Source organism: Thalassolituus alkanivorans, assembly GCF_020447205.1.
Taxonomy (GTDB): domain Bacteria; phylum Pseudomonadota; class Gammaproteobacteria; order Pseudomonadales; family Oceanobacteraceae; genus Venatoribacter; species Venatoribacter alkanivorans.
Genome location: NZ_JAJAEL010000039.1, coordinates 300,055 through 316,288, shown reverse-complemented (window position 1 = coordinate 316,288; position 16,234 = coordinate 300,055). Strand labels below are relative to the sequence as shown.

Annotated in this window: 15 protein-coding genes; 6 read left to right on the top strand and 9 right to left on the bottom strand. The window is 53.9% G+C overall.

Translation table 11 applies throughout. The features are described from left to right. The first annotated feature begins 3 nt into the window (after positions 1 to 3). Positions 4 to 306 (top strand): hypothetical protein, encoded by a 303-nt coding sequence (locus LGT44_RS16855; RefSeq protein WP_230332442.1) that lies wholly within the window; start codon positions 4 to 6, stop codon positions 304 to 306. A gap of 56 nt (positions 307 to 362) precedes the next feature. Here LGT44_RS16855 and LGT44_RS16850 read toward each other — a convergent pair whose 3' ends face one another. Both LGT44_RS16850 and LGT44_RS16845 read right to left on the bottom strand, forming a co-directional pair. Beyond that, entirely contained in the window at positions 363 to 827 is a 465-nt protein-coding gene (locus LGT44_RS16850) for an NfeD family protein (protein ID WP_225692887.1), read from the bottom strand. Between the two features lie 3 nt (positions 828 to 830). Beyond that, a complete protein-coding gene (locus tag LGT44_RS16845; RefSeq protein ID WP_145466611.1) occupies positions 831 to 1,772 on the bottom strand; it encodes an SPFH domain-containing protein in 942 nt (313 codons plus the stop codon). A gap of 298 nt (positions 1,773 to 2,070) precedes the next feature. On the opposite strand from LGT44_RS16845, the gene LGT44_RS16840 reads away from it, so the two are divergent. Further along, complete coding sequence (locus LGT44_RS16840) at positions 2,071 to 2,991, top strand: alpha/beta fold hydrolase (protein WP_225692886.1); 921 nt, start codon at positions 2,071 to 2,073, stop codon at positions 2,989 to 2,991. A 61-nt stretch (positions 2,992 to 3,052) separates the two neighbouring features. Here LGT44_RS16840 and LGT44_RS16835 read toward each other — a convergent pair whose 3' ends face one another. Beyond that, entirely contained in the window at positions 3,053 to 3,529 is a 477-nt protein-coding gene (locus LGT44_RS16835; RefSeq protein WP_230332441.1) for a nuclear transport factor 2 family protein, read from the bottom strand. Positions 3,530 to 3,647: 118 nt separating this feature from the next. Between LGT44_RS16835 and LGT44_RS16830 the strand changes: the two genes are divergently transcribed. Together LGT44_RS16830 and LGT44_RS16825 are read left to right on the top strand one after the other, a co-directional pair. Beyond that, positions 3,648 to 4,610, top strand: coding sequence for a GlxA family transcriptional regulator (locus LGT44_RS16830; RefSeq protein ID WP_145466614.1), 963 nt, complete (start codon positions 3,648 to 3,650; stop codon positions 4,608 to 4,610). A 44-nt stretch (positions 4,611 to 4,654) separates the two neighbouring features. After that, positions 4,655 to 4,972 (top strand): hypothetical protein, encoded by a 318-nt coding sequence (locus tag LGT44_RS16825; protein WP_145466615.1) that lies wholly within the window; start codon positions 4,655 to 4,657, stop codon positions 4,970 to 4,972. Between the two features lie 12 nt (positions 4,973 to 4,984). Here the strand turns inward: LGT44_RS16825 and LGT44_RS16820 are convergent, their stop codons facing one another. Then, complete coding sequence (locus LGT44_RS16820; RefSeq protein WP_230332440.1) at positions 4,985 to 5,914, bottom strand: MBL fold metallo-hydrolase; 930 nt, start codon at positions 5,912 to 5,914, stop codon at positions 4,985 to 4,987. Between the two features lie 101 nt (positions 5,915 to 6,015). Between LGT44_RS16820 and LGT44_RS16815 the strand changes: the two genes are divergently transcribed. Both LGT44_RS16815 and LGT44_RS16810 read left to right on the top strand, forming a co-directional pair. Then, entirely contained in the window at positions 6,016 to 6,876 is an 861-nt protein-coding gene (locus LGT44_RS16815) for a LysR family transcriptional regulator (RefSeq protein ID WP_230332439.1), read from the top strand. Positions 6,877 to 7,041: 165 nt separating this feature from the next. After that, positions 7,042 to 7,836, top strand: a complete 795-nt coding sequence (locus LGT44_RS16810) for an alpha/beta fold hydrolase (RefSeq protein ID WP_230332438.1) — start codon at positions 7,042 to 7,044, stop codon at positions 7,834 to 7,836. A gap of 19 nt (positions 7,837 to 7,855) precedes the next feature. On the opposite strand, the gene LGT44_RS16805 is transcribed toward LGT44_RS16810, so the two are convergent. The 5 genes from LGT44_RS16805 to LGT44_RS16785 form a co-directional block, all read right to left on the bottom strand. Continuing rightward, positions 7,856 to 8,140 carry a DUF3861 domain-containing protein gene (locus LGT44_RS16805; RefSeq protein WP_230332437.1) on the bottom strand — a complete coding sequence of 95 codons (285 nt, stop codon included), beginning with the start codon at positions 8,138 to 8,140 and terminating at the stop codon, positions 7,856 to 7,858. Positions 8,141 to 8,423: 283 nt separating this feature from the next. Continuing rightward, positions 8,424 to 11,456: a ricin-type beta-trefoil lectin domain protein gene (locus LGT44_RS16800; protein WP_230332436.1), complete on the bottom strand. Its 3,033-nt coding sequence runs from the start codon at positions 11,454 to 11,456 to the stop codon at positions 8,424 to 8,426. 298 nt (positions 11,457 to 11,754) lie between these two features. After that, a complete protein-coding gene (locus LGT44_RS16795) occupies positions 11,755 to 13,491 on the bottom strand; it encodes an alkaline phosphatase D family protein (protein ID WP_230332435.1) in 1,737 nt (578 codons plus the stop codon). A 225-nt stretch (positions 13,492 to 13,716) separates the two neighbouring features. Continuing rightward, positions 13,717 to 14,691 carry a hypothetical protein gene (locus tag LGT44_RS16790; RefSeq protein WP_230332434.1) on the bottom strand — a complete coding sequence of 325 codons (975 nt, stop codon included), beginning with the start codon at positions 14,689 to 14,691 and terminating at the stop codon, positions 13,717 to 13,719. A gap of 399 nt (positions 14,692 to 15,090) precedes the next feature. Further along, entirely contained in the window at positions 15,091 to 16,161 is a 1,071-nt protein-coding gene (locus LGT44_RS16785) for an AraC family transcriptional regulator (protein ID WP_230332433.1), read from the bottom strand. Between the last annotated feature and the right edge of the window lie 73 nt (positions 16,162 to 16,234).

Here is a 16,234-nt window from a genome sequence, read left to right as displayed (position 1 = left end):
AACATGAACACGGATTTCAGAAAGACCGTACTGGGCTGTATAAAAATATGCGACAACCCTTTTGTGCGCAGTAATCCGTCATCCACCGATCTGACGCTGAGCGCAGTGGATACGCTGTGCGAAATGTATGCAGTGGATGATATTTTAGCGATTCTGCAGGCAGAGTTTGAACGACTGGAAATCGTTATTAAGGGTCGGGTCGGCAGCGGTACCGCCTATGAATTTATGCTGCTGAATCAGGATGCGCATTACAACTGCAAGGCAGCCATTGCTCATTTGCGTCAACGACAAGCAGCGGATTCATAAACTCCGCCCATAAAAAAAGCCTCCGCAGAGGCTTTTTTATTTTCCGGAAATCACTGTCAGTCGGCATTTTCCAGTGGTTTTACCCACAGCACACCAACATCCACTTTAATCACTTCTACCATGGTGCCTTTGGCAATAGGTTCAAAGCTTTTCAGTTTCCAGCGAATACCGGAATAGGCGTACTCGGTTTTCCCGGCACCATCGACATCCTCTTCCAGCATAAATGGCTGGCGGGCAAAGTCGCTTCTGATGCTGTCCTTCTGTACTTTGTTCTGCATCCGTTGCAAGGGTTTCCACAGCGCCAGAGCCAGTACCGCTGTCAGAACAGTATTACTCCACAGCGCTGCGGTTGCGGTTGCAGGCAACAGATCCAGACTCATTGCAAAACCGGTAATCAGCAGCGATGCGCCGAAAAACAGCAGAATAAAGGTAGCAAACCCGAGTACGGCCACTTCAATAATCAGTGCGGCAATACCAGCGACCATCAGCGTCTGGGGAAGATTCTGTTGCAGCAATTCCATAATTTATTCCTTTTTATTATTCAGAGAATTGATGATTGCCATCGACTGGGCCACCAGCGAGCTGGCATCTGTACCTGCATCCGGCAGCAGCACAACGGAGGATTCTTTGGCGATGGCTGCTTTGGCTTCAATCGCTTTGGTTGCCAGATCCAGCTGAATGGCTTTCTGACCTTCGGCGGTATTAGCCGCTTCACCAATTTTACGCAGCGCTTCGGCTTTTGCTTCAGCAACGGCCAGAATAGCCTGGGCCTCACCTTCGGCGTTTAATACCTGTTCGGCTTTATCGGCCTCTGCCGCCAGAACCTGAGCCTGTTTACGGCCTTCGGCAACGTTAATGGCTGCCTGACGGTCACCTTCAGATTCAAGAATCTGGGCACGCTTAACCCGTTCGGCTTTCATCTGCGCTTCCATCGATTCCATCACCGATTTAGGCGGCACAATATCTTTAATTTCGTAACGCAGTACCTGAATACCCCATGGCTCGGAGGCTTCGTTAATTGACGATACGATATTGGTGTTCAGCACACTGCGCTCTTCGAAGGTGCGGTCGAGTTCCATTTTACCCAGTTCAGAACGCATAGTAGTCTGTGCCAGCTGGGTAACCGCAAATACGTAATCGTCCACACCGTAGGTGGCTTTATACGGATCGAGCACACGGAAATAGAGCACACCGTCGACCGACAGGGTGATGTTGTCTTTGGTAATGGCTGACTGGCTTGGTACATCCACGGCCTGTTCTTTCAGGCTGCGGTCGGAGGCAACGCGGTCAACAAAAGGAATTACAAAGTTCAGACCGGCTTCTTTGGTGCCCTGATATTTGCCGAAACGTTCGACCAGCCAGGCACGGTTTTGCGGAACAAAGATGATGCTTTTTTTCAGCACCACCAGAATAAAAATCAGCGCAAAGGCTTCGACAGAAAAGAGCTTACTCAGCAGATATTCCATGAATAGTGTTTCCTTGTTGAATTAAAGGCCAGTTTAACACCAGCCTCTGGCATGGCGCAGCAGCCATTGGCCTGATTTTACAATTCCATGCATAGGCTGCGACAGGGTTCGCATAAGTGCCTGTGCATATTCCTGATAAAGAACATTCTTTGATCATATCGGCAAATGCGGTCGGATTACGGCACCTCAGCACCCGTTTGTGCCTGAAATCTGGCGTAATGTTCCCTTACCAAATACAAAACCTGCCCGCACAATGGCTGCCAGCCTGTCCCTTGTACCCATTACTCAGGAATACCCCATGCTGATGAATTTCTGGCAGACCATGCAAGACGGTTTTAAAAGTGAAGTTGGCGCGGTTTCGCTGGAGGAAATGCTGGCACGCCATACCACAGCCGAATCTCAGTTTATTGAGCTGCAGGGGATGAACGTACATTACCGTGATGTCTGTCGCTGTGCCGAACCGGAAAAAGCACCGGTGCTGATTCTGCTGCACGGTATTTTTTCGTCGCTGCATACCTGGAATGACTGGACCGATATTCTCAGCAAAGATTTCCGCGTTATCAGTATCGACAGCCCAAACTTTGGCCTTACCGGCGCACATCCACGCGGCATGTTTAAATACATCTACAGTGATTTTCTCAACGAATTTACCGACGCATTAGGTATTAAGCAGTGCTCGCTGGCCGGTAATTCTCTGGGCGGCTGGATGAGCTGGGAGTTTGCCGGCCGTTATCCGCACAAGGTTAATAAGGTTATTCTGCTCGACAGTGCCGGTTTCTTTTTTGTACCACCACCGGTATTGCTGAGTATGGGGCTGCCGTTAAGTGGCTGGATGGCGTCGATGATGCCGGTGCCGCGCAAAGCCATGTATGCCACCATCCGCACCACTTACAGCCGCAAAGAACGGCTGAGCAAAGAGGTAATGGACCGCTATTACGATTTATTTATGCGTTCCGGCAACCGGGGCGCCGGGGCGGCGGTGTTACGCTTTATCCGTAATCGCGCCGGCTTTGACACCGCTCCACTTAAGAAGGTGACGCAGCCGGTATTGATTATGTGGGGCCGCAACGATGCCTGGATTCCGCTTTCCCATGCAGAGAAATTTGCCAGGGCCCTGCCTCAGGCGCGCACCATTATTTATGATGATTGCGGCCATATGCCGATGGAAGAGTTACCGGCCGAAAGTGCCGCCGATGCGCTGGCTTTTTTAAAGCAATAAATAATGATCCGGGGCACCTCTGAGTAATTCAGAGGTACCCCGTATAACGGGAGCAACGCGTTCAGCGCCCGTTACCTTTCATAAATAAGCGCAAATTTTTCATCGCCATCGTCTGTACTTTATTCTTAAGCAGCGGCGTCCAGCCCAGTAATAAGCCCGGCAGTCCCAGCGCCTGGCGGCTCCAGCTCCAGAAGTTAAAGCGATCGTCGTGGCGGATTATTTTGCCGTCGCGAAATTCAAAGCTGGCATCGATTTTATTGTGCACCCGCCGGCCGGTCTGGCTGAAGGTGTACAGCGCCTCCCAGTGTGCAGTTATCCGGCCGTTGTCTTCTCTGACGGAAAAGCTCAGCTGCATATCTTTGCCGCGCTCGCACAGCATCTGCCACATGGCGCCGATTTCTTCTGCGCCATTCAGCCCGAAAGCTTCATCGCGGAAGGTCGCCTGCGGGTGATAGCACTGCGCCATGGTCTGATAATCCTTTTGCTGAAAGGCGCGATAGAAGCGTTCGATCAATGCTTTGTTGCCGGACTCAGTCATGTCCTGCTCCTGTTCTGATAATTAGCCTGATCATTCTGGCGCAATATCTGGCGCGTCAGAAGGTGGCACATATGACCAACATAGTAGACAATCGGGCCATAACATCCGGAGATGCCCCATGCCACGCTGCGTTATTCTCGCCCTTGATCACAGCCCCCTGTCATCCGTTTCCGGGCCGCTGGAAATTCTGCTGCTGGGCGCACGCCTGGCTGCCGCCCACGACTGGCAGATTGAGGTCGCAGCAGAAAACACAACGCAAATCCGTGGTCAGGGGGGTATCTGCCTGAGTGCCCATACCCGTCTGGCCGATGTCAGTCAGGCCGATTTACTGATCGTCGCCGCCATCGGCGATCCGCGTCTGCGCAGCGACGCCCTGCAGGCCAATACCCTGCAACAGATACACACTCTTCATCAGCGTGGCACCCGCATGGTGAGTATCTGCACCGGAGCTTTTGTGCTGGCGGCGGCGGGCATACTGGAAGGCAGACAGGCCACCAGCCACTGGGCGGTTACCGACTGGCTGCAGCAGCAGTTTCCCGCTGTTTTATGGCAGAGGAACGCCATGCTGACCCACGATGGCAATATCAGCTGCTCCGGTGGAGCCAGCGCCTATCAGGATATGAGTCTGCAACTGGTGCGCGATTATTTTGGTGAAAGTGTCGCCCTGCAGGTGGCGCGTACGGTGCTGATTGATTCCGACCGCCACAGCCAGTTGCAGTACAGCGGTTTTATGCCTGAGCGTCAGCATCAGGATGAACGTATTCTGGAAATTCAGGACTGGCTCGATCAGCATGGCTGTGAGCCTTTTAACCTCGCCGATCTGGCCGCGCAGATTCACCTCAGCGAGCGCCAGTTCAAACGCCGTTTTACCCAGGCCGTGCGGCAATCGCCGCTGGCCTATATTCAGGCTTTGCGTATGGAAAAAGCCCGGCAGGCGCTGAGCGGCAGCCGCCGTCAGGTTGAACAGATTGCACGAGCGTGTGGTTACGACGATGTGCGTTTTTTCCGCGAACTGTTCCGCCGCAGCACAGGTCTGACACCACAGGCTTACCGGCAGAAATTTGCTCGTTGGCAGCCGTAATAACACCGGTCAGAATAGAAACAATCAACACGCGAAGGATCACCATGAATAACACCACCACAGCCACAACCCTGCGCCAGCAATTTATAGAGGAAGCCAAACAACGGCTGCTGACGATGTTTAACAACAGCAAACAGCGCATTAAAGCCACCGATGCTGAGCGCTTCCGTTTGCAGGGTTTTATGCAGGCCGGTGTTTTTCTCGGATTAAGCAGCAACAGCGAGTTGAAGCAGTTAATGGAAGAGATGCACCAGCAGGTATTTTCTATGAGTATCCGCGAGCGTCGTCTGCAGCAGGAAGCCGGCCGGATAGCCGAAGGCATTGATTACAGCCTGTACGACCAGCCGACCTACAGCCGCTGAGTGCTTCGCCGCTCAGTAGTGCAACGTAACCCCTTCCTGCGGTAAATCCAGCTGGTAGTCTTCACCAGCACTGGCCTCCGCCAACACACTGATTGGCTCCAGATACAGCGCATAATTGGAATGATGAATGGGTAACAGGTGCTCAGGCTGCAGCGCCCGCGCCATATCCACCACATCAGAAGCCCCCATGCTGATCTGTCCCAGCGGGCCGGGAGTCCCTACCCGGCCAAGATGCGGAACAAGAATATCCAGCATCCCACGGCTATCAGCCAGCGTCTGCACCTGAGTCAGCACAGCACCAACCGGCATAGTGTCACCCGTCCAGTACAAACGCTTGCTCCAGCTTCCCTGAGAAAATTCCAGCCAGTAACCATTGCCTGCACCCAATAAGGTATCAATAACGGGATCTGCCGAATGGTGTGCCGCAACCGCAGTAATGCGTATATGGCCGGCACCGGCCTGATATTCCAGGCTCTGCTGCCAGGCCAGACTCTGCGCGGCCGTAAAGCCTTTCGCCTGCAGTGCGCCAAGATCATGTTCCGGAACAAGCAGCGGCAGACCTTTATCCAGCTGGCTTTGTGCCTGCTGATCAAAATGATCTTCGTGAGCATGGCTGAGCAACAGCAGATCCAGCTGGCTGAGATCGGTCTCAGGCAGCGCCGTTAAACGGGCATGTTCTTTAATGTTCGGCCCGCGCTTCAGGTCAAAGGGCTCGTTCGGATCGCCCATAATAAAGGCATGCTGACCACTGCCCAGCATGGGGTCAGTCAGCAGACGAAAGCCGTTAAATTCCAGCAGCATGGTCGGGCCGCCCAGCCAGGTAATACTGAGCTGAGGAGGAAGGCTGACCGCACCCGCTTCCGTGGTCGCGGGCTCTGCGGCCAGCAGATCATCCGAGCCCAGAAAGAGGCTCAGACACAACGCACTAAGGTAATGATGCATAACGATTTCCCCGGTTGTTTATGAGTCCGGCGGAGAATATCATCGCGTTTTATCCACATAATCAGGCTCATAATGGATAGTCTGTCCGGGATTTTGGGATAGTGAAAAACTTAGAGCACATTCAGACCTTTATTGAGGTCGCCAGCAGCGGTAGTTTTGCCGAAGCCAGCCGGCGTCTGGCGGTATCGACGTCCGCGGTCAGCGCCCGGGTTCAGGCACTGGAAAAGCACCTCGGCGTACGGCTGCTGAACCGCACCACCCGCTCCGTCGGCCTGACCGATGAAGGCCGCCTGTACTTCAGTCGCTGCAAAGAAGTTCTGGATCAACTGCTGGATCTGGAAGACAGTCTGATTCGCCCGCAGGATCTGACCGGCCGCATCAGAATCAGTGTTCCCCTTGATCTGCCCATGGCCCCGCTTGCCGCTCTGCTGCAGGCGTTCAGTGCCCGCTATCCCAAACTCAGTGTTGAGGTGCACAGTACCGATGAAACCGTCGACTTTATTAACAGCCAGGCAGACGTTGCTATTCGCGGACGGGCGCCGGGCTCACTGAGCCTGATTGCGCGTAAACTGGGCGATGTACAGCTGGGCTTTTTCTGCGCGGCCAGCCACCCCGCCCGGAACGAAACTCCTGTTAACTGGCCGCATTACCCAATCGCAGACCCGCTGAATATCCGCCCACTGTTAACCACTGACCTTAACTGGCGCGAAAGCCAGCTGCTGACCCACAACCTGACGCTGGCCAAACAGCTCTGCCAGCAGGGTCAGAATCTGGCCATACTGCCGGTTGGCTTTTGCGCAGCGGAAGTGGCCGCCGGAACCTTGCAGGCTCTGCCCGACCCGGCCGGATTGCCACTGCTGCCACTCTTTCTTGTTTATCCCGCACGTAAACACATGCCCAACCGGGTGCGCGTATTTATCGACTTTTTTCTGCAACACCAGCAGGAATATCCACTGATCTGATGCCGCTCTCTATCCTGCCCTGATTAACCCTGGACAAGCCGTATAAGACAGGGCATACAAAGTGGCTGCACGCAGAGAAGACACCTTCCGGCGACAAGAGTCTGGCCGCCGCACGGTGCCCAACAGCAACAATAAACATAACAACAGGTCGCAACGGGAGTCTTTATGCCAGTCGTCCATTTATCCGGTGGAGCCCTTCATTATTCCGAGCATGGTCAGGGAGAACCGCTGTTACTGCTGCACGCTAACCCGGGTGACAGTGAGGATTTTTCCGCCGTTATTCCTGCACTGGCTGAACATTACCGGGTGCTCGCCATCGACTGGCCCGGCTATGGCCAGTCTGATTTACCAGCCCGGCCAGGCAGCGTTGATGTGACATTTTTTTATGCCGCACTGCGCGATTTTTTAACGGCGCTGGCTCTGCCGCCGGTACTGATTATCGGCAATTCCATCGGCGGCTATGCGGCAGCACGGTTAGCCAGTGAGGAACCTGAACGGGTTCGCGGGCTGATACTCGTCTCGCCCGGTGGTTTTACCCCACACAATATCCTGACCCGCGCTTTCTGCCGTTTGCAGGGCAGCCGCCTGTCGCTGTCCCCCTCGCGCTTTGCCAGCCTGTATCTGAAACACCGCAGTGTTACCGCTCAGGCCATGTTGCAGCGTGCCAGCGGCCTGCAGGCAACGCCGGAGCGTATTACGCTGAACCGTGCCATGTGGCGCAGCTTCGCCCGTCCGGAAAGCGACCTGCGCCAGTCTGCCAGACGAATCACAGCACCGACTCTGCTGCTGTTCGGCCAATACGATCCGGCAATTCCGGCAAACAAAGACGGCAAAGCCGCCGCCCGCTCTATACCAGCAGCGCAGATGGTCACTCTGCCCTGCGGCCATGCTTCTTTTGCGGAAATTCCGGAGCAGTTTCTGGCACAGGTTCAGCTATTTCTGGCCGCGATTAAGCGCTGATGACAGCAGGCTGAGAACCTTAGCCTTTTTTCAGCTGTTTCATAAAATCCATAAAATGCGGTTTAAATTCGCTGAACAGCGGATGGTCTTTATTTTCCAGCATCACTTCACTGAAGAGTTTCAGGCCAACGGCAAAGGCTTCTTCGTAGCCCTGCAGATCACCACGGGATTTAATCCGGTCAATAATTTTGAATATATCGTCGTGATTTCCCACGTTAAAAACCAGAGCTTGCGGATAAACGGAAGGCTGCCCCTGAGCATCACTCAGGTGTTTTATCTGAATTTCGTATTGATGTTGTTTCATAATATTTCCCGCTGATTTCTTTTGCTTTGTGTGGCGTTCGTCTGTTTCTGACAGCGTTATTGTCAGCGCAAACGACCACTGCCGGTAATCACAATTAACGGAACAGTTTAGTGCAGGAAACGAGTTACCCCAGCCCGGTAATATGAAAACACAGCCTTGTCAGGCGCCGTTAATAATGTACAGCCTGGCGCTCAGCCATTGGCATGAAAGCTTGCTCCAATGCCATAAAAAACAGCATAAAAAAACGGGAGCCTGAGCTCCCGTTTGTTCTAACCCGGTTAAATTACTGACCGTTGGCCGTCGCATGCCAGCGCTGATTCGCACCGCCATGTACACCATACATAATCAGCGTCGACGAACTGCCACCGGAAACGTCCAGCACCTGATTACTGTCGATGCGTGAACGCAGCAGTTTGCCGGCATAGTTAAACTGCTGAGCCGGATTACCGGCATCGCAGTCGGCCAGCTGCAGTAAGGTATGGTCGTAAATCAGACCATCCGGCACTTCCAGACACTTGGCTCCGGCGACACCGTTAATCATCAGACCGGTAGCCGTATCAAAACGCCACAGCTGGTTGGCACTGGTATTACAGGCCTCCATCGCCACCAGCGCACCGGTATGACTGCCACCGGTTGCGCTGATGCACTGGCCGGTGGATTCGCTGCGGTATTGTGCATAACGGTTTTCCGCCGACATTAAGCGCAGCTCCCACTGCTGGTTGGCACCACCGTGGTAAGTCCACTGGCCAACGTTAGCGTCATTACCGTTACCATAAGCATCCGCCACGATATTGCTGTTGTGTTTGCTGGCCAGTTTATTGCCGCTGTAAGTCCAGCGCAGGTTGTCAGAATCCACACAATCCCAGATCACCACACCACCGTTGTTATAAGCCTGACCGCGGTTATCCAGACATTTTTCCGGATTCGCCTTGTTGCGGAACATCTGGTTGGCGGCATCGTAACGCCACTTCTGATCCTGAGAGGTCAACTGACAATCCCACAGCTGCACATTGCTGCCGTTGTTCAGATTATTGTCGTTACCGGGAATATCCATACAACGGCCACTGGCACGGTTAACGATGGAGAACCAGTTTTCATCCGAGCTGGAATACTTCGGCGAATCATTGGCAATCGCCCGCTCCCACATCTGCAGATAGGCTTCCGCCGAGTTCATCACCGACTCATAAATGCGTGAGTTGGAATGGGTGCGGATATCCTGAATATGGTCAGCCACCAGACCGTAATGAGCCAGGCCTTCGTTATTCAGGTCAAAGATGCGGTTACCGGTTTTCTGTTTATCGATCACCACACCGGCTTCGGTTTCAAACGGATAAATCAGCGGATCGGTGTCGGTGTTATCGCGCGGATAAGCCTGCGAGCCAATACCACCCATATCGGTAGCAAACGGCACACCGACCAGATAACCGGTTGGCTCAATCAGGTCAATAAACTCACCGATGCTCCAGTTCAGGCTGTTGGCGCTGCTGTTATACGGCGACATCATACCGCCGGCGCGGGCAATACGCTGGTGCACTTCGTGCGCTGAACCATCCGGTTTGCGGTGCATATGGCTGTGACCGGAAATTACACCGGAATAGTTACGCGACTCGACGATATCCATAATGGCGCGTGCGCTCTTCACCGAGGTGTGATCAATTTCGATGATCATGCCTTTATCGATCATACGCTGAATCAGGTAGGCGCCATTGTCGCTCAGACCATGCTGGTTGCAGTGACGGCGGCTTTCATCGTATTGCGGATTCAGGCCAATACCGGCAAGAATATCCTTGATCACCGGCACGGTGCCCAGCAGCGGGAAGCCACTGGTCATACGGGAGCCATCGGTTCCGGCATCACAGACTTCGGTTTCAAAGAAACGGCCACTCGACAGCCACTGGCCGACGTTAATAAAGCCATCTTCCATACGTGTACCACCGAGCTGGTTGTCAAAGCGGTGAACCGGGAACAGCGCACGCACGCCGGCGTCGTACACTTCCTGCAGCTGACGTTCGATGCTTTCTTTGCTGCAACCGTCTTTCAGACCACAGTTAAACAACTCTGACGCTTCGATGCCCATCAGCACCGCCAGCTTGCCATCGGCAATAACCTTGCGGGCTTCCTGCGGTGTTTTCACCAGACGGAAGAAGCCTTTGCCCGGCCCGCCCTGCTGCGCGTCGATATAATCCTGCATCTGCTGCAGGCGACGGATCTGCAGATGAATACTGGCCATGGTGTTGCAGTTATTCGGGTTGATCCAGCTGGCCGGGTTGACGGTTTTCTGCACATTACACAGAACCTCGTTTTCCACCAGATGGCTGACCATCATCTGCATACCACCTTTGTGCGCACGTTCGATCCACTTGTAGTAGTACTGCATATGCGACACCTGCTTACGGTTCGGCCAGAACGGGAAGTCCGGCCAGCCGCGGGTATCGTAGCGGTGGTTTACATCGTCATAACCCATCAGGTTACCGATGATATCGAGCGAGCCCCAGGGGCCATGAATATCCGAGCTGTCGCGCAGCGCGGTTTCAACACCCCAGCGGTGGAAAGGCTCGCCATGCAGGAACTTACCGCCCATAAACTCATAGGAGGTGATATGAGTGTGCGGGTCGATGGCACCACGAACCGGTGTGTTCACATCGCTTTTCGGTACCTCACCCACCGTGTTCAGCTCGGCTTCCGGGAACGGCTTACAGTCGCTCTTCGGCACCAGATTGAACTCGGTTTCCGAACCGGCATTGGTCGGGTTGAGGATATCAATCACGTACAGGCCACCATCGGCGTAATAACCGGTGCCACCGTAGTTATGGCGCAGAATTTTGGCCAGCTTAGGGCCATAAAAGCTGAAGCGGTAGGCACCGTTATCCTGGCTGTGAGCGGTGATCTTGAATTCGGCAAACTCACCGGCATAACGCCCGGCCGAAATTTCATTCGGCAAATGGGTTGCCAGATAGCGGCCGTCTTTATCCGTCAGCATATAGTGGAAAAACGATGTCGGCTTAAAGTAGAAGCTGGCTGCCGAATCCAGATCGGTCGCCTTTAGCTGCCAGCCAAGACCATTATCAATAGCACCGCCTTTGGTATAGCGGTTCATATATTTGCCGTTGGTCGGCGACTGAATGGCATAACAACCCTGGGCCAGTTCATGTACCGCCATTTCGGCATTCTGCCGCTGCTCTACCGGAGCAGGTGCAGGGGGTGGTTGCGAGAAAGCAGCAGCCTGCTGTGCGCAAAACAGCGTGCTGCCAAATAATGCTGCGCCACCGACCATGGAGGTCAGCAGCCAGCGCTGCGTATGTGCTGAGTTTTTCATTATTATGTGTCCATGCGAACCGGCCGCAGTCACACTGCGACCGAATAAAGTTCCGCGACGGCTGGCGACTGACTCCTCTCCCTGCCTGCCGTAAACGGGCCGTTTGCAGCATGGTCATGGAGTTCAGATGCAACCTATGGCAATACGGGCCGCACACTGTGCAAAACCTCGATTGCAGGAAACGATAAGACGAATTACGACGAGGGTAATCACCGTTCGGGACGGCTCAGGCACTAATAAGGACGTTATTATTTACACCATCGGTGCCTGACTTCTGACGCCAGTCAACCGGCGATATTCAGCCGCCGGGTAACGCACTGCCAACACCACTTTGGGAAGCCAGCATACCGTCCAGCAGATTGCCCGCCGGATCACGGCGCCAGTGACGCAACCAGGCAAAGCCCGGAGCAAAATCCGGCGCCGGTGCGGCGGCCAGCTTACTGGCTGAAATCGCAGGCGCCGGGCGAAGAACAGACTCACCGGACGGCACCACCAGCGCCCGTAAGCACTCACTGACATAGCGATGGGAATCGATATTATCCACCACCCACCACTCCGCCTGCAGGCGCTCATGGGTGATATCCAGCAGCACATAGCCGCGGTAATAAAAATCGACAAAGTTAAGATGTGGCAGCAAGGCCTGCAGCGAGCGGCTGGCCAGTTGCGCCTGGGTGTAGTTATCAATACCGGGCGAGGTTACCGCCGGAGTCACCAGCTCGATGCCTAACGCCTTACCCGGCTCAGCGGCAAACGGATCGTCGTGCAGTTCCATTGCCCAGCTGGAGTGAATATCACCCGTCAGCACCACCCAGTTATCCACTCCGGCGTTGCGTACCGTATCAAACAGACGCTGACGTGCCGCCGGATACCCATCCCACTGATCATAATTAAACGGCGTGTCGTTGGTGCCGAGCTGGCCGACCATCACCTGCTGCCCCAGCAGTTTCCAGCGGATGTTTTCCTGCTGTGCACTGGTCAATGTTTCTGCCAGCCAGCTTTCCTGTTCATAACCGAGCAGCGTGCGCTCTTCACGGTTGCGGTCGGCATTGTCGGCGGCCTGGGCATCACGCCCGGCCAGACGGGTATCGAGCAGGCTCAGGTCGAGCAGGTCGCCAAAACGGAAGTTACGGTAAATGCCCTGCTGGCCGGCCCGCATCTCACGGATCGGCATCCATTCCATATACGCCTGTACCGCGCCGCGCAGGCGATCCTGCCAGCGCCCTTCTTCACCCTCAGTATGGTTATCCGCACCGCCGGGCCAGGCGTTATTCGCCACTTCATGATCGTCCCAGATCACCATAAACGGATGCTGGCGGTGCACCTGCTGTAAATCGGCATCGGTTTTATAGCAGGCGTGGCGCTGACGATAATCTTCCAGCGTGATGATTTCGCGCGGCGGCTGATTGATACGGCCACTGCTCAGGCTGGCATCGAGATTAGCGTACTCATAAATGTAATCACCCAGATGCAGCACCACATCCAGATCGCTGCGCTGTGCCAGCTCTTTATACACATTGAAATAACCACGCGCGTAATTCGAGCAGGAGGTAAAAGCAATGCGCAGATGCTCCACCCGGCCCTGCGGCAGAGTACGTGTGCGGCCGATATCCGACATCTGCCCCAGGGCTTCGAACACATAGTAATAACTCTGCCCGGCCTGCAGACCATCGGCATCAATCTTAACGGTGAAATCACGGCCGGCATCGGTATAGCCAAAGCCTTCGTTAACCAGCTCGCGCAATTGCGGATCACGGGCGATGCGCCAGCGGTAAGGAATACTGTAGGTTTCGGCCAGTGCCGGAGGGGTTATGCGGGTCCAGAGAATCACCCGGTCGGTGAGCGGATCACCACTGGCAACCCCATGCTGAAACGGGAAAGCACTGGAGCGTGGTACCGCCATCAGATCATCCTGCTGCGGCAAAAATGAGTCCGCCAGACCCGTGCCTGCCAGCGCCGGGCCAGCCGCTGCAGCCATTCCCAGAGAGGCCGCAGAGCGGGACGAATTAAGCAAAAAATTCCGGCGCGTCAGGGTCATGGTGCTTTCCGCAGCAAAGACTGAACGCGGTCTATTTAATGAGCAGAGGATGACAGCGCGGTTGCGCTTTGCTGACCATATGGTTGCAGAAAAGTGGCGGATTGATGACCAGCGGATGACCGGATGATGACAGCAGAGAGTTACAGCGAATACAGAATAACAGCCGGGATCTGAAAACTATCAGATTCCGGCTGTGGTATTACAGATAAATAAGACTTAACAGGATTACGGCGTTACTGACAGGTTTTTGATGGTCACCGTAACATTACGTCCGCCGGTAGCAGAACCAGCCTTTTTCAAAGGAATATGAATAAACCCATCTTCCTCTGCAGTAAAGGTACAGGTGTAGTTACCAGGTGTCAGCGTAACCTGTTTTTCAAATACACAGTTGGTATCAGAAAACTCTGCGCCTTCAAGCAACTCATCATTGGGTAAAGCCGAAATACTGCCTGAGACTTTTAATTTCAGGCCATTCTCTACCAAAACTTTCTTATTGTTATTCGTTCCACCGCCAATAGCCAATGTAACTTCGTAAACATTATTTTTTAAGGCAAGAGGCGTCCACTGCTCGGTGACACCCTGTGAATTTACCCGTGAGACAAAAGGTTTGAATATATTACTACCCGTCAGAGTCAGACTTTTGGTAACTGTCAAACAAGTATCAAGAGGATTGTAAGAAGAGGAATCTCCTGCAGTATCGCAATGGCGATCCGCCGGACGGGCATGCCGGAGCTTGACACTGCGATCAGTCGCTTTTTTAAACTTCACACGCATAACGTATGTCCTGACTTCCTCCGTGGTCAGGACATTGCTGCTGTCCCTCGTCGTCAGCGTCTGCATTGGAAGAAATTCACACACTTTAGTGAGGCTTTCCACAAACCCGGAAGCCGTATCGATATCATCACCAGCCACGCTGTCACGGCATGAAAAACTGGCATTATTGGCTGATAACTGATCAGGCTGAAATGCAGAAGGCTGACCATTGTTTTCGAACATTACCTGAATTGTTGCGGGTGCACCGTATAAATTTGCTGAATACATTTTATCCCGAACTACCACCTGACGGTTAATCGTTTCCCAGGCAGACGGAACCAGATCCGCAACAAATTGACTGGCATTGACGACAGACGATGACAGCAATCCAATCAGTGTCATGCTTACCGCTGTTTTAAAAGGGATCGATCTGATCTTATCTGACATATTTATAATCCTTTATTAAAATCGATTACTTATCAGTGCCCCCCTGAATCATTCAGCGGCGCAGAAATAAATTCATAAAAAACGAATCCCTGACACATCATTTCAGCGCCAACACTCATCCGCTAAAACGAACTGCATGCGACATGGCGAAGCCAGCGTATTCTATTTTGAATAACATGCAATGAAATTAGTTATTGATAGCTGCTTCTGTGCTCAATAGCAGAGGTTGTATTCCATTCAGGATAAAGAACCCGGTACTTATACCTTAGGGCAGGCAGTGGATTTAATATTCATTAAAAACTTATTTGATAAATGAATACTCGATAAGCAGTCTTTCCATCCCCCGACAAAATCAATCACGTCAAATATTCAATACCAGCTTTCTTATTGCCAGACGCATCACAATAAACATCGCCGCATAAATTTGTAACATGAGCTGCTGTCGCAGAATCCGAGTAAATCGGCCAGTTCGGTGGCATTCAGCCCCTGAGCCTGCGGACTGCGTGCCAACCGCAAACGCTGCTGGTTCAGCAGTTCGGTAAAGCTGGTGTGTTCCGCTTTCAGGCGACGGAACAGCGTCGAACGGCTGAGGTGCACGGCGGCGCACACCGCCTGAATCTGACTGAATTTATGGATATCCTGCTCCAGCAGTGCCAGCACCCGCAGACTGAGCGGTGCCTTTGTTGCCGTCTGCCCGGCGCTGTTTGCCTGCGCTCCCGCTGACAATATCCCGGCCACTGGCAGCTGCTGCGCCCGCGCAGCCAGTAAATCGCGCAGATAGACATCCGCCGCCGGCAATGGATGCTGCAGCAACGCGGCATCCAGCCACAGACGGTTAACGCCGCCAGGCGCCCCGGTAAAACGTATTCCGGGGCCGAATGTCTGATAAAACAACTGGCTGTCGGCCGGCCCGGTACGGGCAAGTTCGGCTTTGCGCACCGGCAGCAGACGGCTGGCATTTTCGGTACCTGCTGCAACCTCGCCCCCAAAAACCTCACCGCCCAGAACCGCGCCCCAGGCAAGCATCGCCGCCATGCTGCGTTCAACCGCAATCTGTGGATATGGCAGCAGAAATTCAAAGCGGATTTCCACTTCATCACCGGCCGGCAACAACTGCCAGCGTTCGGCCGGGTTCAGCAGCTGAATATGATCAATAAAGGTGGTGAGTGCCTCGCCCAGCGTGGCGCAATGCGCGATCCAGCGCGCCAGTAAACCGCGGGCAGCGGGATTAACCTGCAGGCCAATCTTCAGCCCCAAAGCGTCATCGGTGCTGTTGTTGCGGGCTTCCGTCCACAGTGCACGCAACGCACTTTCGGCCTGACGCAGCTCGTGCATTTCTGCGCCTGCCGCAACCGCTTCTGCCGCGCTACTTGCTGACACCTGAGCGGGCGCCAGCACGCCACGGCGCTGCAGCTCTTGCGCCAGATCTTTTACGGCTACCGCCGAAACGGTCAGTTTATTGCGGGACATAACCACTCAACCAACAACTTAACACCCTTCTGTCAATGCACTTCATACTGCCAAGAATGCCCGAAAGCCAGGC